At 43.0% G+C, this 25,932-nt stretch carries 18 protein-coding genes and 3 tRNA genes; 18 read left to right on the forward strand and 3 right to left on the reverse strand.

Translation table 11 applies throughout. The features are described from left to right. The first annotated feature begins 100 nt into the window (after nt 1-100). Nucleotides 101-337: a VF530 family protein gene (locus DI53_RS09005; RefSeq protein WP_037497912.1), complete on the forward strand. Its 237-nt coding sequence runs from the start codon at nt 101-103 to the stop codon at nt 335-337. Nucleotides 338-342: 5 nt separating this feature from the next. Here the strand turns inward: DI53_RS09005 and DI53_RS09010 are convergent, their stop codons facing one another. The 3 genes from DI53_RS09010 to DI53_RS20675 all read right to left on the reverse strand — a co-directional run bounded on the left by DI53_RS09010 (nt 343) and on the right by DI53_RS20675 (nt 1,882). Then, nucleotides 343-1,272: an EamA family transporter gene (locus DI53_RS09010; protein ID WP_241462399.1), complete on the reverse strand. Its 930-nt coding sequence runs from the start codon at nt 1,270-1,272 to the stop codon at nt 343-345. Then, nucleotides 1,260-1,646 (reverse strand): RidA family protein, encoded by a 387-nt coding sequence (locus tag DI53_RS09015; RefSeq protein ID WP_037497914.1) that lies wholly within the window; start codon nt 1,644-1,646, stop codon nt 1,260-1,262. The genes DI53_RS09010 and DI53_RS09015 overlap by 13 nt, the downstream gene beginning before the upstream one ends. Nucleotides 1,647-1,747: 101 nt before the next feature. Next, entirely contained in the window at nt 1,748-1,882 is a 135-nt protein-coding gene (locus tag DI53_RS20675; RefSeq protein ID WP_275041039.1) for a DUF6728 family protein, read from the reverse strand. A gap of 153 nt (nt 1,883-2,035) precedes the next feature. Here DI53_RS20675 and nagA point away from each other — a divergent pair, with 153 nt between their 5' ends. The 17 genes from nagA to DI53_RS09100 all read left to right on the forward strand — a co-directional run bounded on the left by nagA (nt 2,036) and on the right by DI53_RS09100 (nt 25,725). Beyond that, the gene (gene nagA, locus DI53_RS09020) at nt 2,036-3,151 is read left to right on the forward strand and encodes an N-acetylglucosamine-6-phosphate deacetylase (RefSeq protein WP_037497917.1); all 1,116 of its coding nucleotides are present in this window, start codon (nt 2,036-2,038) and stop codon (nt 3,149-3,151) included. Between the two features lie 72 nt (nt 3,152-3,223). After that, nucleotides 3,224-4,861 carry a glycoside hydrolase family 10-like protein gene (locus DI53_RS09025; RefSeq protein WP_037497920.1) on the forward strand — a complete coding sequence of 546 codons (1,638 nt, stop codon included), beginning with the start codon at nt 3,224-3,226 and terminating at the stop codon, nt 4,859-4,861. A 62-nt stretch (nt 4,862-4,923) separates the two neighbouring features. Then, nucleotides 4,924-5,586 (forward strand): N-acetylmuramoyl-L-alanine amidase, encoded by a 663-nt coding sequence (locus DI53_RS09030; protein ID WP_037497923.1) that lies wholly within the window; start codon nt 4,924-4,926, stop codon nt 5,584-5,586. Nucleotides 5,587-5,834: 248 nt separating this feature from the next. Further along, complete coding sequence (locus tag DI53_RS09035; RefSeq protein WP_081939422.1) at nt 5,835-8,966, forward strand: SusC/RagA family TonB-linked outer membrane protein; 3,132 nt, start codon at nt 5,835-5,837, stop codon at nt 8,964-8,966. 5 nt (nt 8,967-8,971) lie between these two features. After that, complete coding sequence (locus tag DI53_RS09040) at nt 8,972-10,612, forward strand: SusD/RagB family nutrient-binding outer membrane lipoprotein (protein ID WP_037497926.1); 1,641 nt, start codon at nt 8,972-8,974, stop codon at nt 10,610-10,612. A 656-nt stretch (nt 10,613-11,268) separates the two neighbouring features. After that, nucleotides 11,269-14,736 carry a SusC/RagA family TonB-linked outer membrane protein gene (locus DI53_RS09045; protein WP_037497930.1) on the forward strand — a complete coding sequence of 1,156 codons (3,468 nt, stop codon included), beginning with the start codon at nt 11,269-11,271 and terminating at the stop codon, nt 14,734-14,736. 10 nt (nt 14,737-14,746) lie between these two features. After that, on the forward strand, nt 14,747-16,603 hold the full coding sequence (locus DI53_RS09050) for a RagB/SusD family nutrient uptake outer membrane protein (RefSeq protein WP_037497932.1): 1,857 nt from the start codon (nt 14,747-14,749) through the stop codon (nt 16,601-16,603). Between the two features lie 75 nt (nt 16,604-16,678). After that, nucleotides 16,679-18,529: an outer membrane protein assembly factor BamB family protein gene (locus tag DI53_RS09055; protein ID WP_037497986.1), complete on the forward strand. Its 1,851-nt coding sequence runs from the start codon at nt 16,679-16,681 to the stop codon at nt 18,527-18,529. A 331-nt stretch (nt 18,530-18,860) separates the two neighbouring features. After that, a complete protein-coding gene (gene murQ / locus DI53_RS09060) occupies nt 18,861-19,676 on the forward strand; it encodes an N-acetylmuramic acid 6-phosphate etherase (protein WP_037497934.1) in 816 nt (271 codons plus the stop codon). 48 nt (nt 19,677-19,724) lie between these two features. Beyond that, on the forward strand, nt 19,725-21,212 hold the full coding sequence (locus tag DI53_RS09065) for a sodium:solute symporter (RefSeq protein ID WP_037497936.1): 1,488 nt from the start codon (nt 19,725-19,727) through the stop codon (nt 21,210-21,212). A gap of 72 nt (nt 21,213-21,284) precedes the next feature. After that, nucleotides 21,285-21,359: transfer RNA gene (locus DI53_RS09070), tRNA-Val, on the forward strand. 408 nt (nt 21,360-21,767) lie between these two features. Then, nucleotides 21,768-21,959 carry a hypothetical protein gene (locus tag DI53_RS09075; protein WP_131555214.1) on the forward strand — a complete coding sequence of 64 codons (192 nt, stop codon included), beginning with the start codon at nt 21,768-21,770 and terminating at the stop codon, nt 21,957-21,959. Nucleotides 21,960-21,962: 3 nt separating this feature from the next. Continuing rightward, complete coding sequence (locus DI53_RS09080; protein ID WP_052072245.1) at nt 21,963-22,244, forward strand: type II toxin-antitoxin system YafQ family toxin; 282 nt, start codon at nt 21,963-21,965, stop codon at nt 22,242-22,244. Between the two features lie 329 nt (nt 22,245-22,573). Then, on the forward strand, nt 22,574-23,389 hold the full coding sequence (locus DI53_RS09085; protein ID WP_037497943.1) for a purine-nucleoside phosphorylase: 816 nt from the start codon (nt 22,574-22,576) through the stop codon (nt 23,387-23,389). Between the two features lie 50 nt (nt 23,390-23,439). Continuing rightward, nucleotides 23,440-25,440, forward strand: coding sequence for a putative porin (locus DI53_RS09090; protein ID WP_037497947.1), 2,001 nt, complete (start codon nt 23,440-23,442; stop codon nt 25,438-25,440). A gap of 123 nt (nt 25,441-25,563) precedes the next feature. Next, nucleotides 25,564-25,641 (forward strand) — tRNA-Val (locus DI53_RS09095). A 9-nt stretch (nt 25,642-25,650) separates the two neighbouring features. Then, nucleotides 25,651-25,725 (forward strand) — tRNA-Val (locus DI53_RS09100). The last annotated feature ends 207 nt before the right edge of the window (nt 25,726-25,932 follow it).

Genomic DNA, 25,932 nt, shown 5'->3' on the forward strand with positions numbered 1-25,932 from the left:
TGGCACTACATGATATCCGCTAAATCCAACACCGTTTTTTATAAAAAGCTTTTCCGATCGATCGATAATATTCAGGACAGAGTGTTACCTTTAAACCAATATGGAAAATTCAAAAGATCCGTTACACGGGAAGCGGCTGGATGCGATTTTAGAAGAGTTATTGGAATACTTCGGGAGTTTCGATAAGCTCGGTGAACAAATCAAAATAAAATGCTTTACAGACAACCCAAGCATAAACTCATCACTAAAATTTTTACGAAAAACACCTTGGGCTAGGACAAAGGTCGAGAGTTTGTATCTGTATGTTTTACGGCAAAAAAAGAAGAATGGTTTATAAGATATTCATCGTTTTAATAGTTTCCGCAACGTTGACGAATTAAACAGCACGATCGCAACGATTAGAATGCCATAAGCAATGTATTTATGTGGGTCAATCTCTTCTTTAAAGTAAAATATAGCGAGTAGGAATGCAATAATGGGGTTGACGTAGAGCAACACGCCCGTGGTGCTTGAAGAAATTTTCGAAAGCGCGTACATGCTTAGAAACAAGGGAATGATTGTGAAAACAACTGCAATCAGAATGATAGACGTCCAAAAAGTGGTTCCTTGGGGCAGTGCATGTCCTTGAATAAATAGTATCGGAATGATAAACAATGAGCAGATCGCGAGCTGGACGGCAAGTACATTCAGTTTATCGAATCCCTGTAATACACGTTGACTGATCAAGTAGAAGGCGTATAACGACGCGATACCTAAAGACCACAGACCATCAATCAATGAGCCGGTTGCCAGCAAACAGACACTCAGCAGCGCTAGCGCTAAAGCGATCCATTTGATGACGGACAACTGTTCCTTTAATAGGATAAACGCCGCAAAAGTCGTGATCAACGGACAAATCATATAACCAAAAGCGGCGGATTGTACGCTGATATTGTTAATGGCGTAAATGTAGGTATACCAATTCCCAAATATGCATATGGATGCAAATATTGTCAATCCGATGGCATTTCGTTTACCCTGGATGGCTAAGGCTCGAAAATGTCGAATATCTTTGCTAAGTGCTGTACGTCTGAATAAGACGATATAACTCCACAAGATCAGCAGGCCTGTTAAAATGCGGTAATTAAGAATATCATCCGCAGGCCAGCCTTTCACCCATCGGACGGGAATAGACATAAACCCCCAGATAAAAGGTGCTAAAAAAGCCGCAAGAAAATATGTCCTGCGGCTTTCGGTATTCTCAATGCTCTTAGCCACGATTAATCTTTCCAAGCGATAACGGAAATTTCCACGTTAACATTTTTTGGTAATGTTTTCACGGCAACACACTCGCGAGCCGGCTGATTATCTGAGAAGTATTGCGCATAGACTTCATTGATAGTAGCAAAATCTCCCATATCACTTATGAAGATACTGGCCTTAACCACGTCGTTAAAACCATAGCCTGCATTTTTCAAAATTGCATCTACATTTTTTAAGACCTGATGCGTCTCGTCAGCGACACCAGAAGTGATAAGTTCCATACTTTCCGGTATCAATGGAATTTGCCCAGAAACATACAATGTTTTGCCAGCTTTCACCGCTTGATTGTATGGGCCAATAGCTGCTGGAGCCTTCTCTGTATTTAAGATTTGTTTTTCTGCCATATTCAAATAATTTTCATTGTAAAAAAGAAGTTGTCAAAACAGGTTTCATCCGCTACGGTTCAAGCGTCTCGGTTACGCTCAGCAAATTTCAGATATTGAACTTATTTGTCAAAAAATACCTTATAAATAATCGCTAAAATAAAAACCGATATGGCGATGATATTCATCGTCCGCATCGCCTTCATGTTAAATCGGGAAGATTCAGAAAGTTCGGGTTGATGTTGCTTCGACTTCATCAGGCTAATTTACAATCCATATTCTGAAATAGCAATGGTGAATTTGATAAATCGAAAGACTCTTATTTTCCCGTTCGTGCAAAATTCATTAATTTGTCGGTATCGATAGGAAGAGGCGATTATACCTTGTACTTAAAAACAGAACCCTCTATTATGCAAAATCAAAAAACGGCGCTCGTGAACGGGCAAATCTTCAATGGCGATGATATCTTTTTGGGACATGCCTTACTTATGGAGGGTAGAGAGATTCGCGGGATATTTCCTAAACATGCCATTCCCGAAGATTATTTACAAGTGGATGTCGATGGGGCTAATATCTGTGCAGGTCTCATCGACTTGCAGATTTATGGCACAGGAGAAGATCTTTTCTCGGCACAGTTGAGTGCCGAATCTTTATACAGAATAGAACAGAATTTGTTAGCGCAAGGCTGTACTTCCTTCATGCTGACCTTAGCCACTAATACTGTCGCTGCCTTCAAGGAAGCCATCCAAATTTTCCAACAAGCGCGACCGGAAGTTGCTTTGGGTTTGCACTTGGAGGGGCCATTTCTAAATGTAAAGAAAAGAGGTGCACATCCAGCAGAACATATTTTGCCAGCAACACAAGGAAGTATAGATGAGCTTTTGAAGGAAGATCAGGGGGCAGTGAAAATGATGACTGTGGCCCCTGAGCTTATTGATGAACAATGTGTGCGTTCGCTACTGCAACGCGGTATTCTATTAAGTGCCGGCCACAGCGCAGCCACTTTTGCAGAAGCTACTGCGGGTTTTGAATCTGGCATCATTACCACGACACACTTGTGGAACGCCATGTCTCCCTTTCATCATCGTGAGTCAGGGCTTCCTGGCGCTACTTTCCAGCATCATACAGCAATGGCTTCCATCATTGTGGATGGCATACATGTTGACTATGAAGCAGTAAAAATTAGTAAACGGCTCATGCACGATCGTTTGTTTCTTATCACCGATGCGGTTGGAGCGAGTAAAACCGGAATATACCAACATATACTGAAGAATGATCACTTCACCTTGCCAGACGGTACACTGAGCGGTTCGGCCTTAACCATGCTGGGAGCTATTAGAAATTGTGTGGAGCACGTTGGTATTCCGCTGGAGGAAGCGATCCGTATGGCAACCACCTATCCCGCGAAATTGATAAATAGACACGATCTAGGAAATTTAAATAGGGATTCAGTAGCCAATGTTTTGGTCTTTGATGCTGATTTTAACGTACAATCTGTTTTTTTTGAAGGCGTTAAGCAGGTGTGATTGATTGCTTTCCGGAGATGATTATTCCCCATCTTTCGTTAGGTAGTCTTAAAAAGTGTAGTTTTGCAATCTATGAATTTAAAACCGATAAAAAGTGCGGTCGCAATGGCGCTCGTGATGTCTGTTGTATTCTTTTCTTGCGCATCTCGTAAGAATAAAAAAGCCGCTAAAGAGTTAAAGTCTCCTGCGGTAGAGGTGGTAAAGACCGACAGTGTGAAAGTTGATACATCCTTACCGGTGGCTGTCCATACACCCACGGTGAAAAAGCCGGAAAAGGAAGCCGTAGAGGCACCATTACGGGTGACGCTACCCGTTCTCAATAGGGAATTTCGCGGTGCTTGGGTTGCAACCGTGGCAAATATCAATTGGCCCACAAGAGGAAACTATAATACGGAATCGCAGAAACGCGAAGCCATCCAACTGCTAGATCTTTTAAAGGAAAATAATTTCAATGCTGTCATATTCCAAGTAAGGCCATCCGGTGATGCGTTGTATGATAGTCCCTATGAACCTTGGTCCTCATTCCTGACGGGTACCACAGGCAAACAACCAACACCGTACTATGATCCGCTGAGCTTTTGGGTAGAAGAGGCACATAAGCGCGGGTTAGAACTGCATGTTTGGATTAATCCATATCGTGCTCACCACGCCAGCGGAGGGACGGTCACGAGTGAGTCGATCGTAAAGAAATCGCCCGAATTGGTGTTGCGCTTACGCAATGGTATGTACTGGTTTGATCCGGCAAATCCTAAAACACAAGATCACGCAGCTAAAGTCGTGTTGGATATCGTGAAACGGTATGATATCGATGCGGTTCATTTTGATGATTATTTTTATCCCTATGCAGAATACAATGGTGGGGCAGATTTTCCAGACGATGTGTCATGGAATGCCTATCGCAAATCTGGTGGATCTCTGTCGCGCGCAGATTGGCGCCGCGACAATGTGAACAAATTTATCGAACGTATTTACAAAGGTATCAAGGCAGAAAAAAACTATGTCAAATTTGGGATCAGCCCTTTCGGGATATGGAAACCAGGATATCCTTCAGGAGTTACCGGATCTTCACAATATGATGAGTTGTATGCAGATGCGAAGTTGTGGCTTAATAAAGGTTGGATAGATTATTTTACTCCCCAGCTTTATTGGCCGATCCAGCCTGCGCGACAGAGTTTTACGGCACTTTTAAGCTGGTGGGAGTCTGAAAACACGCAGAAACGCCACCTATGGCCAGGTCTAAACACGGTTGAGGTTCGCTCCTCAAATAGACCAGAGGAAATTGTTAAGCAGATTGAAGCTACGCGACAAATTGTGCCAAATAGCGCAGGCGTAGCTCACTGGAGCATTGCTGGGTTAACCAAAAGCCCTTCTATGTTGCAGGCGATTAAAAATGGACCTTATCAACAAAAAGCGCTTATTCCGAAAACGCCTTGGCTCCATGCAAATCCGTTGTTGGCACCATCTTTATTGTTGACTAAAGAGACAAGCAGTGTATTTGCAAAATGGCTACACAAACAGCCTGACCAGGTATTTCAGTGGGTGGCCTACGCACAGTATGGGGATACATGGGAATATGAAATTTTGGACGGGCAGCAGAGCGAGAAAAGTTTTCCAAAGGTTAAAAATGGAAAAAATTTGAAAGCAATAGCGGTAAAAGCTATAGATCGGCTGAGTAATGAAAGTGACTATATTGCTAAAAAAGCGATATAAAATGTATAACTGATAATTTACAGAACTGCCTGATTTTTTTGGGTAGTTTTGTTTTTAGGGGAATGAGGAAATTCGGATTGTTTGTGTTTTTTTTGCTTTGTAATGCTTCCCTAAGTGTCTTTGCACAGGAGCGGCCATATATCGTTCAAAAGCCGATAATTTGGGATGCCGAGCGGGAATTATTGTCATTAGAGTACATCAAAAACAGGCATGGTATTGAAAACCCATCCGTTGAAATTGTCCCCAAAATGGTGGTGGTGCATTGGACAGATTTATTGTCTGTGAATAAGACTATTCGCACGTTCAATCCCGTTTATCTTCCTGGCCGGCCAGCGCTTCGCAAGGCTAGTTCCCTCAATGTATCCGCACATTTTGTTATAGGAAGGGATGGAACGATATTTCAGTTGCTTCCCGAAACGACATTTGCTAGGCATACCATCGGCTTAAACTACTGTGCGATAGGTATTGAAAATATAGGTTCTGCCCGGTATCCACTTACAGATGCACAGCTTAAAGCGAACACCGATTTGGTAAAGTATTTGATGGCAAAGTATGATATCCAATATGTCATCGGGCATCATGAATACCAAATATTTAAGAACACCGAATGGTGGAAAGAGACAGATCCGGACTATATCACGAAGAAATCCGATCCCGGCGACGAATTTATGGGGCAACTGCGTATAAATTTAGGATTGCAAGGGGATGTATTTGTTGGGCAATAACATAATCCTCGAATTGTACTAGCAATCCATTATTAAGTGAAATCAATGACAGGCCAACTTATGCGGTTTTGTCTTCGTTATTTTGTTTTTAATCTTCATAATTGAGCCTAATTTCACGATTGGTATTTTTTTTTGTGTCGTTTTGTTAAAAACACGGCGTAATGTTGCAACTTTAGTTAAAAAGACTTACTATTGTTGAACACAAAATCCGGTACGCCTTTTACCAGATCTAAACTAACTCAATCAATATGAATAAAGCTCTTCTACTGACAGTAGCTTTAGGATGTGCAGGCCATGGTTCGTATGCGAGTACTGCCGCCGCAATTTCGAAACCAACACTTGGTGTATTTCCTAAAACCAGCATTGTCAATCAAAATCAGATTTCCGGAACGGTAAGTGATGCTTCCGGTCCATTAGCCGGGGTCACTGTTGCAGTGGTTGGAACGACTATCACTGGCCAGACCGATGCAGATGGGAGGTTTACTGTCAACGCAACGGCTGGGAGTACGCTGCGTTTTTCTGCTATCGGTTTTAAAACTAAGGATGTTTTAGCGTCACAGAATCAACTAACAGTTGTTCTGGAAAACGATGATACCTCATTGGACGAAGTCATCGTGACAGCATTAGGGATTAAACGTGAAAAAAGAGCCTTGGGATATGCAGCGCAGGATATCAAAGCCGACGAATTGATGAAAAATAAAAACCCCAATGTCATAAATTCCTTAAATGGTAAAATTGCGGGCGTTAATGTGACCAATTCTGGTGGTGCGCCCGGTGCATCCGCAAACATCATTATCCGGGGCGGTACATCGTTAGAACGTGATAATCAACCGCTGTTTGTCATTGATGGTGTGCCGATGGACAATTCTACCGGGCAGGGCGATAACTCCGCTTTCGATGGTAGTACCAACGCATCCACCACCAATAGCAATCGCGCAATGGATATTAACCCGGAAGACATCGAATCCATCTCTGTTTTAAAAGGGCCTTCGGCCGCAGCCTTGTATGGTTTGCGTGCAGCTGCCGGCGCCGTTATTATCACAACGAAAAAAGGAAAAGATGGAGCCACGCAAGCGAGCATAAGTTCTCGCTTTGGCATGAATTGGGTCAATAAGCTGCCCGAACAGCAATCGATGTTTAAGCAAGGCTCGTACTATAACGGCGCCTTAGTAACGCAGACATTTGAGTCCTGGGGAGATCCTTTTGGCGCGAACGAACAACGGTATGATAACATGCACGATTTCTATGAGCTGGCCAGTTCCTATGACAATTCCTTTAATATCTCCGGAGGGTCTCCAAATGGGAACTTTTACCTGTCAGGATCGAATATCTATCAAACAGGCGTCGTGCCAACAACAGATTTTAACCGCTCAACGGTTCGCTTTAATGGCGAACAAAAGCTGGGAAGGGTGACCATGGGCGCCAATGTGTCTTACTCAATGAGTGATACGCGGAAAACCTTAACGGGCTCTGGGTTATGGGGCGCGGGCGGCAGTGGCTATATGGAGGGCGTATTGGTTTGGCCAGGGAATGATAATATGAAGGATTACCTAAATCCGGACGGTTCAAACAAATTATTACTGCCTGAAATTGCACTGGAGGATAATATGGACAACCCGTATTGGCTCATCCATAAAAACCCGCAAAACGACAAAACCGATCGTATTATCGGAAATGTGTATACCCATATTGACGTGGCTGATTGGTTTGATATCACCTATAGATTGGGGATTGACAATTACACGACGCAGTTTAGCTCGTTAACTTCTGCGGGGTCGAGCGTTAAATTACAATGGCAGGAGGGGATGATGTCCAATACGGACAGAAAATACCAGTACCTGAATAGCAATCTAATGCTAAACTTCAAGAAGCAGATCAATGATTGGGATTTGGGCTTATTGCTCGGAACGACAGCCGAAGATACCAAAGTAAAATCAACTTCTGTACGCGGGGAGAGATTCGAGATCAAAGGTTTTGAAAGTATAGAGAATTTTGCCCAAGCTAATAAGTATTATACCCAAATACATAACGACAATAGACTTGTAGGGGTATATGGAGATTTGCGCGTTGGCTATAAAAATTTAGCATTTGTGAATTTTACGGGACGTAACGATTGGTCATCCACGTTACCCTTAGCGAATCGTTCCTTTTTCTACCCATCCGTTTCGACCTCGTTGATTTTTACCGAACTCTTTGAGAAAAATTCCATCTTGTCTTATGGTAAACTCCGTGCCTCTTGGGCTTCCGTAGGTAAAGATACCCGCCCATACGTCACCAATACCTATTTATTCGGACCAGAACAGACTATCGGCGGTGGTTTTCGAAATCATTGGACCCGCGGTAACGACATCCTTTTGCCTGAAAAAACAAATGCTTTTGAGGTAGGAACCGACTTACGCTTTTTAAACGACCGCATAGGGCTAGAGTTTACCTATTATCAGACCAATTCGATCAACCAGATTTTGCAGCCACGCGTCTCCAATGCGACCGGTTATATTTTAACATATTACAATATCGGCGAGTTGAACAATAAAGGCGTAGAGTTCACACTTAATGCTACCCCGATAAAACGTGAAAATTTCACATGGAACACTATGCTCAATATCTCTCACAATACGGGACGTGTAGCCGAACTGATCGGGGGCTTGGATATTTTATATGTTACCGATGTACAAGTTGGGAACGGAAAGGCAGCTTCCTACAACAATGGTGATTTTATGGCCATCAGCGGTTCGGTATGGCAAACGGATGATGCCGGAAATTTATTGCTAGACTACAATACAGGCAGGCCTTTGGTAAAGACGACGACTACGGATTATGTAGGGAATAGAGAGCCTGATTTTATTGGCGGATGGAACAACTCCTTCACCTATAAAAATTGGGATCTATCTTTTCTATTTGACTTCAGAAAAGGGGGAGATATCTATAACGCCTCTGATTATCTGATGACGGTTTACGGCACGAGCCAAAGGACGGCTTCCCGGGGTGAGACAATAAGTTTTACTGGCAGTGCACTAAATCCTGCCACAAACGCTTATGAAATGATTACGCGTGATGTAGTGGCTGATGAAGCCTTTTACAAAGATGTCTATAGCCGGCACACACCAAACTTTATTGAAAACGTAAACTGGTGGAGACTCCGTGCTGTTTCCTTAAGCTATTCGCTGCCTCGAGATTTGTTCGCTCGGACGAAATTTATTAAAGGCGCAACCTTCAATGCTACTGGAAATAATTTGTGGCTGTTAACGAATTATTCGGGCGTCGATCCGGAGACAAGTGCGGCTGGAGCCGGTGTTGTTGGGTCAGGGTCATCTGGTATTGATTACGCTGGCGTGCCGGCAACAGCGGGCTTCACGGTGGGTGTTAATTTAAGATTTTAAAAACCATGAGAAAGATACTTTATATCGTAGCTGCTTCTGCAACACTTATGTTGGGAGCATGTAATAAATGGCTGGATATCAACGATAATCCTAATAGCGCCAATTCTTCTGTCCCGTTGCCAGAACAACGCCTACCGCCCATATTAGCACAATTTGCCGATGGTTATGAAAGTGCAGGCACGCGTGCCGTTCATGTAACGCATCAGCTGGCCAATGTATACAGTGCCACCGCGCGCAATTACCTATTGACGCGCTGGTATTCCGATGCTGCGGCAGCAAACTGGCCTTGGCAGGCCTGGTATGTAAATACTGCCGTTAATATACAACCCATGATCGATAAAGCGGAAGAATTAGGTGCCTACCACTACATTGGCGTAGGCAAGATTATGAAGGCTTGGGGCTTCGGTTACCTAGCGGACTTCTATGGCCTTTTGCCCTATCAGGAATTTGATAACCCCGATATTATTACCCCTGCCTTTGATGACGCCGAATATATTTACGGGCAGATTATACCCTTATTAGATGAGGCAATTGTTGATCTGCAAAAGAACCAAGAGCCGGCAGCTCCTGCTCTTGCTCTGGGCGATACCTACAATGCTGGAAAGGTCGAAAACTGGATCAAGCTTGCTTACGGACTGAAAGCACGTTTTCTATCCCATCTAAATAAGAAATCCATTTACAACGAAGACGCCATTTTGGCTGCACTGGCCAACGCTCCGCAAACTGTGGAAGAGTCTACTATATTTCAATATGTGGACCAAACTGAAACAACGGCGTCCACCGTGCAATCTGCATTGCAATATGTGAATACCTCTGCATCAACGCGCGTGTCCAAATTGTACATCGATTACATTTTAAATCGCTATACCGGTGCTCCTACAGGTTCTCAAAATATGCAAGATCCACGATTTACATTGCTTGTGCCCCATTCGCAAGAGCCCGACGGCAGCATGCGTCCGTCTATTGGGGTAGATTTTTCGTCAGACGTGGTGCTTAATGGGCCGCGGGCATATAGTTACTCCGCGGCGACCAATTCATTTATCAATGGAGATACGGCGTATGTGCAACTTCGTGAGGCCGTAGCAAACAACGGAAGGATCCTTTCTACAGGCACATGGTATAACCACAAAGATTCCAAAGGCCTTTTGCTTACTGCTGCTGAGATGAAATTTATAGAGGCGGAGATCCGGTTGCGTAAAGGAGAATCAGGTCTAGCCTTAGCTGCATATAAAGGTGGAATTCGTGTGCACATGCAGATCATGGAAATTGCCCCAGCTGCCATCGAAAACTTTCTAAATAGTACATCCGTCGTACAAATAGCCAGTGCGCTTACACTGAGTCATGTTATGATTCAGAAATATATCGCTTTGTCCTATTCGCCGGAACAATGGGTAGATATGCGGCGATTAGACTATTGTTTGGATGCATCGGGGAATTACAATGAGGCAACGGGCGTTTACAAAGGTTATCAAAGACCACGACATGTCTATGCGGACTCGTATCCATCTGCAACAAGTTGGCCGCGCCGTTTTGCGATGGCCAGCTACGAAGTCAACTTTAATAGCGGACAGCTACGCCTAGCGGCACCAACGTATGATTTGCCGACCTACATAAGCGAACCTATTTGGTGGGATATCGCCAATTAAATAGCCATTCAAAATCCCGAAAGCTAACTTTCGGGATTTCTTTTGTTCGATAGTTGCTGTCAATTTAAAAACAACAGAAATTTACGGGTTCCTATTCCATCGGAATCCGCTAACATATACTATGTTTATATTCTTCTTAATGCTGTTTAATCAACCTATATGTGACGAGGGGCAGAAAGCGTAGCAATACTAAATATGGAAAGATAATGCGCTGTATGGGTTATTGTATGCATCTAATTCGTATTTGTGCGGTTTGATGAACACTTGTGTCGAGGTCGACGGTGATCTCTCCCTCATCATTTTCCAACTCCAATAGCTCATTCTCGCATAGGTTTTATCGGAGAGCAGCGCGAGCTGCCAATATGGGCTGTGTTTTTTTCGTTGGGTCAAATAGTCCAAATTCCGTCCTCAATTTTGCATATTCAAGAATAAACCTTCTTAAACAAAGATTTTCATAACAAAAAAACGGTTTAGCTACAATAATTTTGCGTGTTTATTTCGGTTGATATAAAATATCGTTAAAAAAATGCATAATTATTTTTTATTCCGTCTTTCTTAACTACCTTAGTGCAGGTTTTAGCGTGTAATGTCTTCTTGTAATGTATAAAGACGCAAGTGTTTAGCCTACTACTTTCTAATTAATGAACTATTGACCGATGAGAAAATCAATCTTATTTTGTGCGGCTATGGGTTTAGTTGTTTCCACGGATGTTTTGGCTGATGTGGAGTACAATGTTAGCAATCCAAAGGCTACGACGAGCTTTCTGCGTGCTCGAACGGTTCAGCAAACCGTGACCGGCAAGGTAACCGGAATCGATGGTGCGATCGAGGGTGCAACAATTGCCGTGGTCGGCTCAACCACCTCAGCAACGACAGATGCTAATGGAAATTACGCTATTGTCGCTCCATCTGGTGCGGTGTTGCGTTTTACCTATGTCGGCTATCAGCCTCAGGATATTGCTGTTTCGAGCAATACCATCAATGTGACGCTAAAAGCAGACAACAACTCGCTTGATGAAGTTGTCGTTGTAGGTTATGGTACCCAGCGTAAAGGAAATTTAACAGGAGCTGTCTCTTCAATCAACGTCAAGGAAAATCTAGAAGGTCGTCCTATTGCTGACGTTGGGCGCGCCATTCAAGGGACTACGCCAGGCTTATCCGTTACGATTCCAAGTGGAGAAGTTGGGTCAGACCCGGTCATGAAAATTCGTGGTGCCATCGCATCTGTCCAAGGTAATGGAAACCCACTAATCCTTTTAGACAACGTGGAAATTCCGAGTATTCAGTATGTAAACCCCGACGATGTCGAGTCAATTACCGTACTTAAAGACGCGGCATCTTCTTCTATTTATGGTGCGAAAGCAGCGTTTGGTGTTATCCTCATCACCACGAAAACCGGGGGTACTTCGGAAAAAATCAATGTGAATTATTCGAATAACCTATCCTTCCAGAATCCATCCAAAAAATTTGAAATGGGCCGCGTCAATGCATTAAAGTATACGGTAGACGCGATGGAACGCGTGGGCTTAGACGAAATTGGCGCTTTCTATCGTGTAACGCGAGAGAGTTATGAAAGATCCGTGGAGTGGGAGAATACGTATGGCGGTACCATCGGATCAAATGACCCTACTGTTTACGGACGGGACTGGTACGTCAATCCGGCTTTTCCTACCCGTAAATATGGTGTGCGAACCTATGACCCTTACGACTATATGATTCGGGAATGGGCGCCTTCCCAAAACCACAATATTTCCTTAAATGGCAATATGGGTAAAACAAGGTTTACGACATCATTTGGCTTGGTTGACCAAAGTGGGATGTTAAAACCCGGTAATTCGGATAATTTCCGTCGGTACAATGGTGCGGTTCGCGTAACGAGCGACCTTAGTAAAGTCATTACCTTGCGGGGTGGAGCAATGTTCTCCCAACGCAACAAAACATATCCATACAGCACAAACTCCACCACCGCAGATCCTTGGCTCTATATGTATCGATGGAGCTCTCTATACCCCATGGGATACAATGAGGATGGAAATCCGATAAGAAGCCCATGGAGTGAAAATGAGTTTGCAAATGACGCGATTATGCGTCGGAACTACATCAATTTGAATGCCGGAGCGACCATTAACATCAAATCGAACTGGAAGGTGGACGTGGATTACAACTTCACAAACGAGGATTATAACTGGCGACGTAACGGTACCCGTTTTACGGCAGCCAATTCTTGGGTCGCTGCAAAGCAACGCTTTGACGCAGAAGGAAACCCAGTGTATGTAAATACAAACGGCGATGTGGTAGGTTCTAACGAGCCTGGCGCTATCTTAGCCTATGATTTATCAAACGATCCATATACAGCGAATGGTGCAAACCCAGATCATATCTATATGCGTTCTGCCAATGAAAATAAGAGTACCTTAAATGCCTTTACAACCTATAATTTAAATCTAGACGAGGCACATGATTTCAAGTTTATTTTAGGGACCAATATCATTGCCGACCATAGTGACTATCACTGGTCACAAAAGACCAATTTGTTGGATATCACTAACCCACAATTTGATTTAGCCACGGGTACGCAAACGTCCAGTGGTGGCGAATTCTGGGGTGCCCAATTGGGATACTTTGGTAGGGTGAACTATGCATACAAAAACAAATATTTGTTTGAGGGGAACCTCCGCTATGATGGCTCGTCAGTCTTCGGTAAGGATCTCCGCTGGCGCTGGTTCCCATCGGTATCAGCAGGTTGGGTGGCTTCAGAAGAAAGCTTTATGGAATGGACCAAGCCGGTATTGAGCCATTTGAAGTTTAGGGGATCTTGGGGGTATATCGGAAACCAAGCTGTTGATAATGGACTTTATCGCAGCTATATGGGGGTAACGGAACAAACCTGGATTGCCAATGGAGTTAAATTGTTCGGTGTAGGAAGTCCGGCTCTAAGTGTGCCTGATGTAACCTGGGAAGATCTGGAAACATTAGACGTTGGTATAGATGCTCGTTTTTTCAATAATAAGCTTGGTGTGGTATTCGATTGGTACCAGCGAAATACCAACAACTTATTTAGCCCATTAGAAGGTACAACGTATACGCTCGGTGGAACAGCGCCTTTAGGTAATTATGGTACATTGAAAACCAAAGGCTTTGAGATCGCCGTTGATTTTAACCATCGGTTTGCCAATGGTTTAGGAATTAATTTGCGGGCCAATCTCGACGATGCTAAATCAAGGTTTTATAACTACACCTCTTCCAGGCTGACGGGTTCAAACTATGACGGGAAGACATTTGGCGAAATATGGGGCTATGAAACCGATCGTCTTTACCAGTATAGTGATTTTGTGCTGGACGGAAATGGTGCACCGCAGTTGGTCAACTTAACGCCAGAGATGACCAAGTATAATACCAATGGTGGTGGAAAGGCCTATCTACTACAAGGGGAAGATGCGGTGTACCAACCGCGCTTTCAAAACTCTTCCAATTTCTTTTTTGGTCCAGGTGATGTGAAATTTAAAGATCTCAACGGCGATGGTGAAATAGATAACGGTAATGGTACCATTGACAACCCAGGGGATATGCGAATAATTGGTAATTCTACACCACGCTACTCCTACGGTTTCCGTGTGGGCGCAGATTACAAGGGTTTTGACTTCTCTGTATTCTTCCAAGGTGTGGGACAGCGGGAAGTTTGGGGTGCAGGCTTTTTGGCTATTCCCGGATTTAACGTAGCTGATGGCGCCATGCCTGCAGCCTTTGTCGATGACTATTGGACGGTAGAAAATCAAGATGCATTTTACCCAGCAGCTTTCAACAATGCCGGTACGGCAAACGTAAATAATATGCAGGTTCAATCGCGTTACTTGTTAGATATGTCTTACCTGCGTATGAAAAATATTACGCTGGGTTACTCCTTGCCTCAATCTATCCTGAATCCAATCAAGATAAACAGCCTACGTGTATATGTGGCGTTGGAAAACTTTGTGACCTGGGATAAATTGAATGGCTTGCCTATAGATCCCGAAGCCGTTGCTGGGTTCTCAATCTTTGATGAGACGAATTATAACGGTGGACGTATTGGTGTAGGTACGCCGACCTTCAAAAGTGCTTCTTTTGGCCTACAGTTAAATTTTTAATAAGAAAAGGATGAAAAATATAGCATATATGTTTCTGGGTACAGCGCTCTTATTTACAGGCTGCAGTGATCTGCTGGATCGACCAGAACTCAATAGAATTGAAGATTCAGAATCTTCGTACTGGAGAAATGAAAATGATTTGCGCCTTTTTGCTAATGATTTTTATTCAAATTATTTCGTTGGCTACAATACGGGGTTTGGTACAGCTTATGCGCCGCTTGTTGGATTTAATTTCTCCGATGACCTCACTTCGCAAGGCGCGCAAGTCAACTTACTTGGCTCCGTGCCTACAGGGGTGGGCGGGAGTACTGCAGTAGCAACCAGCACATTGCGTTTAGAACATCCAGGTCCTAACTGGAACTTCTATTGGGTTCGTAAATCCAATATAATGATTGATCGCTTGGAAAATGTCGCGAAGCCTCAGCTGTCTGAAAGCGAGTTTAATCATTGGATGGCGGTAGGACGCTTCTTTCGAGGTTTTGAATACAGTAGGTTAGTAAGCAATTTCGGTGATGTGCCTTATTTTGATAAAGAGGTTGTGGCTACCGATTTTGATCAGATGTATAGGGCACGTGATAATCGCGGCGAAGTGATGGATCGGGTGTATGCCGACTTTCAGTTTGTTTTGGCTAACATGCGTGAAAATGATGGCGTAGGTTTCGTGAATCGTTATGCAGCCGCGGCCTTGATTTCTAACATGATGCTCTTTGAAGGATCGTGGCAGCATTATCATGGGTTGGATCAGGATCGCGCGAAGAAGTACCTCGAGATGGCGCGTGATGCAGCGCAGTATGTGATGGATAGTGGGCGATGGTCATTTACATCCGACTTTAAAAGCCTATTTGCCTCGGACAACCTTGCGGGTAATCCGGAAGTTATCTTCTATCGCACGTATGACGATGCACTCGCTGTTCGGCATTCTGTTGCATCTTACAGTAACGGAACGGAAGGACAGGGGCGTTCAGCCAATTTAAATCTTCTGAAGGCCTTTATATGTAACGATGGGAATGTGTGGCAAAACTCTTCCGTGGCAGATGCCAGCAACTTCCGCTTGCAAAGTTTAGCAAAAACAAGAGATCCACGCTTTGAAGCCACCTTTATGGATACCATTAATACGCCAGCTACGGGGACATTTGTCTATGCCCATAAATTTGCAGGGCGCGATGCATTAGATTTTATTGGAAGAACTTATCCCGCAAAATGGGCCAGCAATACCAATATCAACGATGCGCCGGTTGCGCGTTTAGCAGAAGTTGCGTTAAACTGGATCGAAGCGAAGCAAATCCTTGCGGAGGCATTCGGTGCGGCTGCGGTCTCACAAACAGATTTGGATAGGTCTATCAACGCCATCCGCAATAGACCGTTAGATGCTGTAGCTACAGCGAAAGGCGTGAAGAAGACGGCACCGCTACTGCTATCTGCCATTCCGAACGACCCGGACAAGGACGCCAATGTTTCTTCTTTAATGTGGGAAATCCGCAGGGAGCGGAGAATGGAGTTTGTTTTCGAATATGCACGCATTCAGGATATCCGCCGCTGGAAAAAGCTGAATTACTTAAACTACGATAAAAATGAGTACCGTCTTGGATCGTGGGTAAACGGACCTGTTGATTTTCGGGATAGAAACAACCCTGGGAAGATTGTCTCGACATTCCGGAACGTACTGCAAGTCATGAAGCCGAATGGATCGATTGTAACATACAACGGCTCGAATGATGCTGAAATGGTTGGTTACTACGTGGTGCGTAATTTCTCAAATCGATTGGTGGTGCAGGAACGAAATTATTTAGCTCCGGTAAGTATTGCGCTTATTCAAGAATACCAAGATCGCGGCTATACATTAACGCAAACCCCAGGTTGGGAATAAGATAAACACACAGAAAAATATCCGATTTGCTTGTTGATAGTCAATCGGATATTTTATATGCGATTCAAAATTTATATGAGTAAAATTCTTCTAATTTTTGCGATTTGTCTTGTACATGCTGTTTACGCCCAGCAACCGTTCAAGTTTGCGCAAGTGACTGATACGCATGTAGGCGGAGCGACAGGCGCTGATGATTTGCGACGTACCGTAAAAGATCTGAATAAGCAGACAGACATTGACTTCGTCATACTTTCCGGCGACGTCACAGAATTCGGTTCAGACGAGGAATTGCGCCTAGCTAAACAAATTTTGGATAGTCTTCACCTACCGCTGTATGTTATTCCGGGCAACCATGATAGTAACTGGTCTGAAAGTGGGGCTAATTCGTTCCGTAAGATCTTTGGGAGCGAAACATTCTTCTTTCGGCACAAGGGCTATATGTTTATGGGCACCACATCGGGCCCCAACATGCGTATGGGGCCAGGGCAGATTCCACGTGAAAATCTCGTTTGGATGGACTCTGTCTTTGCTGCCAATCCAGATGTGGAGACGCCGCTCATTTATATAAACCACTATCCGCAAGACTCATCGCTAAACAACTGGTATGAGGCAATCGATCGATTGAAGTCAAGAAATACACAGCTCATGATGTGTGGGCACGGACATATCAATAAGGTTTACGATTGGGAAGGAATTCCAGGAGTCATGGGACGATCCAATTTACGTGCAAAAGATACGGTTGGCGGATACAACGTCATCCAAATAGCAAATGGAAGAGCGCGTTATGAGGTTCGCAAACCGTCAGCACTAGAAGGGAAGGTTTGGGCAACAATACATTTAAAAAATCATGCTTTTGCCAAGCAGACCCAGCAATATAAACGACCTAGCTACACGGTAAATACGTCCTACGCGAATCAAGTAGAGGAGGTTTGGCGATATCAGGATGATGCTGATTTAGGAGCTGGTTTTGCAAGTTACAAGAGGCTAGTGATTACAGGTAATACGGCGGGAGCAGTTTTTGCTTTGCATGCTGATAACGGAAAAAAAGTGTGGTCTTTTCAAACTGCTGGTAAGATTTACTCCACAGCAGCTGTATGGAAAAACATAGTTGTTGTTGGCTCCTCAGACGGGCAGGTGTATGGTCTTGATGCGGGGAGTGGTCAAGAAAAGTGGCGGCTTAAAACAGAAAAAGCAGTGCTTGGAAGTCCGATTATCGCAAATGGCGTTGCATTTATTGGCGCTTCAGATGGGGTGTTTCGCGCCGTCGACGTTGCGTCTGGGCGCGTGAAATGGACGTTTGACAAAGTTAGTGGATATGTATCTGCTCGTCCAACGTTGTATAAAGGTTTTGTAATCTTTGGATCTTGGGAAAATGGCTTTTATGCATTAAACCAAAAATCAGGAGCGCTGGAATGGAGCTGGAATAACGGACATAGCAACCGCATGTTTTCTGCGGCGGCGTGCTATCCAGTGGCTGTTCATGATCGCATATTTGTGGTGGCGCCTGATCGCTACATGACTTGCCTCAATGCAAAAGATGGTCAGGTAATCTGGCGGGAAAAACGCGATAGCATTCGCGTTCGAGAATCTATGGGGCTGTCGCGAGATGCGCGTATGATCTACGTGAAGACAATGGATGGAAATTTGCTTGGGGTGGATTCAAAAAGTCCGGAAATGCGTGTTTGTTGGCGATCCACTTTGCAGCTTCCTTATGAACTAAATCCATCGGCGATAGCCAGCATGGGCAATCAAGTCCTAGTACCGAGCCACTCGGGGCTTATTTCAGGAGTTAGCAGTCGTACAGGAGATGTTTTATGGCAATACAAGCTATCTAATGCGTTGCTAAACCCCATATTGATTACTGGAAAGGAAGATGTGATAGTATCCGCGATGGATGGTGTGATTGTGAAATTAAAGATCCACTAAACCTGATTGACCTTTCTCAGTGACCCTTAACCTATGGAGTTAAGCCAAAGTGTTTTACGGAACGGTTAGCCTTTGATGAAAAAAAATAGTAACAGGAAAATTACTTTTTTTACAACCCTGATCTTTTATACATATAAAATATCTAAGTTTGACGTTTAGTAAATGCATGGTTAACGATATGAAGGGAAATTAAGGCGTCTCTGCTATTTTTTTCGTCGAATACGAAACAATAAGAAAAGAGGAAGCTAAAAAAGATGCGTTTTTATGCATGTTTCTGATTGAAATTTGCATATTTGTATAATCGAATAATTGTAGATTTTTGCTGTAACATATGATACGAATTACGGAAAAGGAGTCGAATCACCAAGACTTAGATAAAATGTCTGTTCATGATCTTTTAACAAATATGAACGACGAAGATAAAACAGTTCCACATGCGGTGGAGCAAGCTATTCCGCAATTGGAAGCATTAGTCACTGCTACAGTAGAAAACATGAAGCAGGGAGGACGTTTGTTTTACATCGGGGCAGGTACGAGCGGCCGGCTGGGAATCTTAGATGCTTCGGAATGTCCGCCCACATTCGGTGTGCCATTTGATTGGGTTATCGGATTGATCGCAGGCGGCGACAAGGCCATTCGTAAAGCTGTCGAATTTGCTGAAGATGATACCGAGCAGGCATGGAAAGATATGCAGGAATATGGTATGAGCAAGCATGATGTTGTAATTGGCATTGCGGCATCCGGCACGACTCCGTATGTGGTGGGTGGCTTGAAACGGGCAAATGAAGAGGGCTTGGTAACAGGTTGTATCGTTTGCAATAGTGGCTCGCCAATAGCAGAGGTAGCGCAATATCCTGTCGAAGTGGTTGTGGGCCCTGAGTTTGTAACGGGTTCCACACGCATGAAATCAGGCACAGCACAAAAGCTAATCCTAAACATGCTAAGCACCTCGGTTATGATCCAGATGGGGCGCGTGAAAGGGAACAAAATGGTTGATATGCAGTTGTCTAACATAAAGCTCGTGGCTCGTGGTGTACGTATGGTTATGGATGAAACAGGTGCTGATGAGGAAACTGCAACGGCCTTATTAGAGCGCTACGGAAACGTCCGCGAAGCGATAGAAAATAGTAAAGCATTCAAAGAGTAGTGGACAGCTACTACTCGCTAACCCCTTCTTATTTTTCAATTATTAACGATGTCACCACTTATACTCCTAGCCTTTTTATTTGTTTATTTTGGATTGCTGTTAAGTGTTTCTTATTTCACATCCAGAAACACATCTGATAATTCTACATTCTTCGTCGCAAACAGAAATTCCAAATGGTACATGGTCGCCTTTGGGATGATCGGAACCGCGCTATCTGGCGTTACTTTTATTTCCGTTCCGGGAGCCGTTGGGACTTCGAATTTTAGTTATTTTCAGTTTGTATTAGGTAATGCTCTTGGTTTTCTCGTTATAGCTTACGTCTTGTTGCCCTTGTATTATCGCATGAATCTAACCTCTATTTATACCTATTTAGAGGAACGTTTAGGGCATAAAAGTTACAAAACGGGAGCGATGATTTTTCTTGTGTCACGTACCATTGGATCTGCATTTCGACTTTATCTTGTTGCCATCATTCTCCAAAAATTTATTTTCGACGCCTGGAATGTACCGTTCGGCATTACCGTAGCAGGATGTTTGGGCCTCATTTGGCTGTACACCAATAAAGGCGGGCTAAAAACGATAATCATTACGGACACCTTGCAAACATTTTGTTTGCTATTAGCCGTGTTGTTGTCCATCTACTTCATGGCTGACGGACTAGGGATAAATGTTTTGGAAGCATTCGAGCGTGTGAAGGATAGTTCTTACGCACAGATCTTTGTCTGGGAAGATTTTCTGGGAAATAAAAGCCACTTTTGGAAACATGTGATAGGCGGCGCTTTCGTTACGATAGCCATGACAGGTTTGGATCAAGACCTGATGCAAAAGAATCTCAGCATGCGTACCATCGGCGAGGCGCAGAAAAATATGTTGACGTTTACGTCTGTATTTGTGGTCATCAATCTTTTTTTCCTAGCTGTCGGCGCTCTGCTTTACATTTATGTAGGCGAGAAAGGCATCGATATCACTATGTTGCGCACGCCTGATTATCTCTACCCCGAAATTGCATTGAATAATCTTTCGATTGCTGCAGGTATAGTATTTATGATGGGCCTTACGGCAGCAACCTTTGCAACGACAGACTCTGCATTGACCGCGTTGACCACCTCGTATTGTGTAGACTTTTTGAATTTCAACAAAAAAGAAAATCCAAATGATCCGGCTTTAGTGCGCCAACGGAATGTCGTGCATCTTGTCTTCAGTGTGGTGATGCTTATTGTGATCCTTCTTTTCCGGTTGATCAATGATGATTCGGTAGTTACGGCTATTTTCACCGCGGCAAGCTATACATATGGACCGCTATTAGGGTTGTTTGCTTTTGGTATCCTGACAAAGTACGCCGTGAATGATAAGCTAGTGCCATACTTTTGCTTGATTTCTCCAGCAATTTGGTTTGTGTTGAATACGTACTATATTATTCCGCATACGAGCTATCGTATAGGCTTTGAGCTTATTGTGTACAATGCATTCACCATTATCCTTATGCTTTTTGCCACGTCTCCAGGTAAGCTGGCGAAAGACGCACGTAAATTTTAAAATTATTTAATAAAGAATTTCGTCTAGACTGTTCAAAAAATTATCTTTGTGCATCTTAAAGAGATTCAAGCCGGGAAATTAGCTCAGCTGGTTTAGAGCACTACCTCGACAAGGTAGGGGTCACTGGTTCGAACCCAGTATTTCCCACTTCACAAAAGTCCGATCCGTTATAGGTCGGATTTTTTTATACCAAATCAATGGCCATTGACAGCTCTTCACGGCTCATGCCGAATTTATCAAGGGCATAATTCTATACTATAATTTCCTTACTTTATCAGGATGAATTCGTATCGCTCAACGTAATGAGGGAATGTGAAGCCGCCGATCTTATTAACGACTTCGATAAACTACCTAAAGCATTTTGCTTATTGGGATATTTTAAAGACTTAGGGATCTGTGAATTTATAAAAGTCCACCCGTCTCACAAACTTGTATAATATCGCAGGGTTTCATAAATTTACATAACATGATTGTTGTATAGCTATTCTAAGATACTCGATATACATATCAGTGAATAAACTAAGAATATGGATGCAAATAAATACTAATGTTGATATGAAAACACTTACAATTGAACTACCTGAGGAAGAAACTAAACTGTTTAAGCAACTTCTAAAAAAGTTAAATGGCCGCATTATCTCCCAGAATGATACTCCTAATAAAGAGACTGTTAATGCTATGGAAGAGTTGAAACAAGGTAAAGGCGTCAAATTTTCAAGTGTATCAGAACTTTTTAAAAGTGTGTAAATTATGTTTCAAATTGTAGCGTCAACAAAGTTTCTGAAAGATTTAAAACTTTTGAAAAAGCGTAGTAGGGCTGATTTTGATTTGTTAGAGGCATTTATTACGAAGTTATCAATTTCTGGACATGAGGGAGTTGATAAAAAGCATAGACCACACAAATTAAAAGGTGAATATAGCGGTTATTGGGAATGCCATGTTAAGCCAGATCTATTACTCATTTGGAATGAAAACTCAGAAATATTGCTCTTAGAACTTGTTAGAACGGGAACTCATTCTGATCTATTTTAGTATAGACCCTAATAAACAATGCTATCGAAATTGAACGTCGAAGGGTTGGTCTGGAGCTTTCCAAAAATGCCCAATAGGATCGACGGAACGATATTGAATAATCAAAAAAAATTACCTCCTAAACCCAGAATTTTCCGCATAGAGGAGTTTTATATCATCTATCAAAAGATATAAAGATAATTCGCGGGCAAGTAAGCTCCGAAAATATTCCTGTTAAACGTGAAATTCCATATGAAGTCTTACCCTTTTTTAATGTTTTATCCGGCACTACCTCTAGCTTGTAGGACAGAAAAAAATAAGTTATGTTTGAATAAACAGATTAACATCCCATGTATCACTTAATTATAGAAGCGGTTACCGCAATTCGCCGGAAAATTGGCGACTTCAACCCTGAGTTTGGCATTATACTGGGCACCGGCTTGGGTAAGTTAGTCGACGAAATCGATGTGGACTATCAGCTCATGTATTCCAATGTCCCCAACTTTCCAATTTCTACAGTGGAGTTTCACACCGGAAAGCTCATTTTCGGGAAGCTGAATGGGAGGAATGTCGTCGCCATGCAGGGTCGCTTACACTATTATGAAGGCTATAATATGCAAGAGATTACATTTCCGGTACGCGTAATGAAAGCTTTGGGAATACAAAAACTGTTCGTATCAAATGCGTCTGGATCGCTCAACCCAAGTATTCTGAAAGGCGATATAGGCATTATAGACGATCATATTAATTTGCTGCCGGATAATCCGTTGCGCGGACCAAATGATGAAGACTTTGGTCCGCGCTTTCCCGATATGAGCCAACCATATAATCAGGAAATGATTCATCATGCCCTCGACATAGCAGATAAATTAAAAATTAGAGCACATAAAGTCGTTTATGTTTCTGCGCCAGGACCAAATCTGGAAACGCGAGCAGAATACCGCTACATGCGCATTATTGGGGGAGATATCGTGGGGATGAGTACAGTGCCGGAAGTTATTGTAGCTAATCATATGGGAATTCCTGTATTTGCGATATCAGTAATAACAGATGAAGGATTTCATTCAGATTTGAAGCCCGTGTCCTTAAAAGAAATTATTGAAGTGGCAGCCGCTGCAGAGCCAAAAATGACAAAGATTTTAAAAGAATTAATAGCATTGCAATAAATGAAAATTTTAGCCTTATTTTTGGCAATATTTTAAGAACAAAGGCATTGATGAATAGGTATGTAAAGCAGCTTTTAATCTTTTTTGTACTCGTGCTTGCTGGTGCACCCCATAGTTCGGCGCAAACGGAAGAAGAGTTTAGTAGTGCGCTGGATTCGGCTCGGGCAAAGGAGGATAACAAAAAAGACTCGGTCGTTTTCACAGCCAAGTATGTGCGTTATACCACGTTGGACATGATGAAACAAGCCACACGAACGGTACAGCTTGACACCTCACATGTCAACTTTCAATATTATAATAAACAAAACATCCCTTGGAATCCGTCCATAAATCTTGGGTCGTATGGATTAGCCACGCGTGATTTGTTGTTCACTCCAAATAAGACAATTGGCTTTCAGCCCGGTTTTTACGCCTTGGATCGTTATCTATTGAAGCCAGACTCCGTACAATATTTCCGTGCAAGAGCACGCTTTTCTGAGCTTTACACGGTAGGATTCTTTTTCGACGACCAAGTTTTTAGAGCGCGTTTGGCACAAAATATCAATCCACAATGGAATATTGGGGCAGAGTACCACGCCACAAATACAGACGGTTACTATATGAATCAAGATTATAGCGATCGTAAGGCGGCTGTGTTTAGCTGGTACGAGTCGAAAGACAAGCGATATAATTTACTCGTGAATGGAACCTTTAATAACCTCAACGCGCCGGAAAATGGCTCTGTGGTGGATGAGGGTATCGTCGGTGGCGACGTCTTTCAAGATACTTCCAGCACAGCAAATATGGGCTATCTCACGCGCCTGAGCGGGATTAATGAAAATCGTCCGCATAATAGGTGGCGCGATAACGGAATGTTCATCCGGCAATCCTATTTTTTAGGGCGTTTGGATACAATTAATAAAGGATTGCCAGAAATGGAGATCCATCCGACGAATGCTGTTGCGCATAATTCCTCCATCAGACAAAGGAAATTTCTCTTCTTTAAGAATGAAGCCGATCTTTATGGTGCCTTCCCACTCGGCGATATTGAGCGCGTAGACGATACAACAAGCATCACCACGATATCTAACGAGTTTACCTACACCTTTTATCTACGGGGAAAGGGTGTGTTTAAAAATGAGGCTAAACTTGATTTGGCGTTTCAAAATGATTTGATTTGGTATAGCGATAGTCTGACGTCTAGCTTCTATCAAAATAGCACCCTTAAGGGAAATTTAGGCTACAAGTTTAGCGATAGAATCGACGTGCGCGCAGCGGTCAATCAAATTGTTGTTGGCCAACAAGCGGGCGACTTTTTGTATGAAGCTAATGCGGATATCTTTCTGAGTGAAAACGCGGGTAAGATTAGCCTTGGTGCATACTCGCAAAACAAATCTCCGGAAATGGTTTTTGACCGCATGAACTACACGTTCCATCAGTGGGAAAACAATTTTAATAAGACTACAACACAGAATCTCTCTTTCGCTTACCAAAATAAAAAGATTGGCTTTTCGGGAAAAGCGGAATATTTCCTGATGGATAACTACTTGTATTTTAGAGAAGTGGATAACCCGGGCAATGATGAGCTTTTATTAAGACGGATCACACCTGCGCAATCGGGGAATTTAAACCTATTGAAAATCTCCGTTTGGCAAAATTTTAGAGTAGGTCGTTTTCACCTGGATAATATGGTCGTTTATCAAAAAACGGATGCGGAAGCAATATTAGCCACGCCAGAACTGTATACCTGGCATAGCTTCTACTATACGAACAAACTTTATAATGTGATGGACTTCCGTCTGGGAATGGATGTGCGTTTCAACACGCCGTTCCGCTCGCCGTCGTATGCCATCAATGCCGGACAATTCTATAACGATAACGTCGGTATTAATTATTCAACCTATCCAATCGGGAACCTGTGGTTCACGGGAAATATCGATCGTGTCAATCTCTTTCTTTCGTACAATTTCTTTAATCAATTTGCATATCCGAAAGGATATTATACCGTTCGTCGTTACCCGATGAACGATGCAAATTTCCGCTTCGGCGTTTCATGGAAATTCTACGATTAGGAGATGTGAATTTATATGATTGACAATTAGCCTATTGCTGATAGACGAGATAAAAAGTATAAAAATAATTTTGCAAATCAGATTTTACACCTATATTTGCACACGCAATAAGCAAAAAAGCATGGAGAATTAGCTCAGCTGGTTCAGAGCATCTGCCTTACAAGCAGAGGGTCACTGGTTCGAACCCAGTATTCTCCACCATACCAAGAAGGAGGCTTAGCTCAGTTGGTTCAGAGCATCTGCCTTACAAGCAGAGGGTCACTGGTTCGAATCCAGTAGCCTCCACAAAAAGCATCGGATTTCCGATGCTTTTTATTTTAGAAGCTTTTATTATGTAGTTTTTCTACATTCTTTAAATGCCGTTTCAACTATTGTTTACCCTTTTATAGCCAACTTCGACCGATAAAATTGCCATTTTATCGAATAGTTTTCATTGGATATTACTTAAAGCTTAGGTTTGATCCACGTTAATACAATTAGCGTCTTTAACTA

The sequence above is a fragment of the Sphingobacterium deserti genome (genome assembly GCF_000757725.1).
Taxonomy (GTDB): domain Bacteria; phylum Bacteroidota; class Bacteroidia; order Sphingobacteriales; family Sphingobacteriaceae; genus Sphingobacterium; species Sphingobacterium deserti.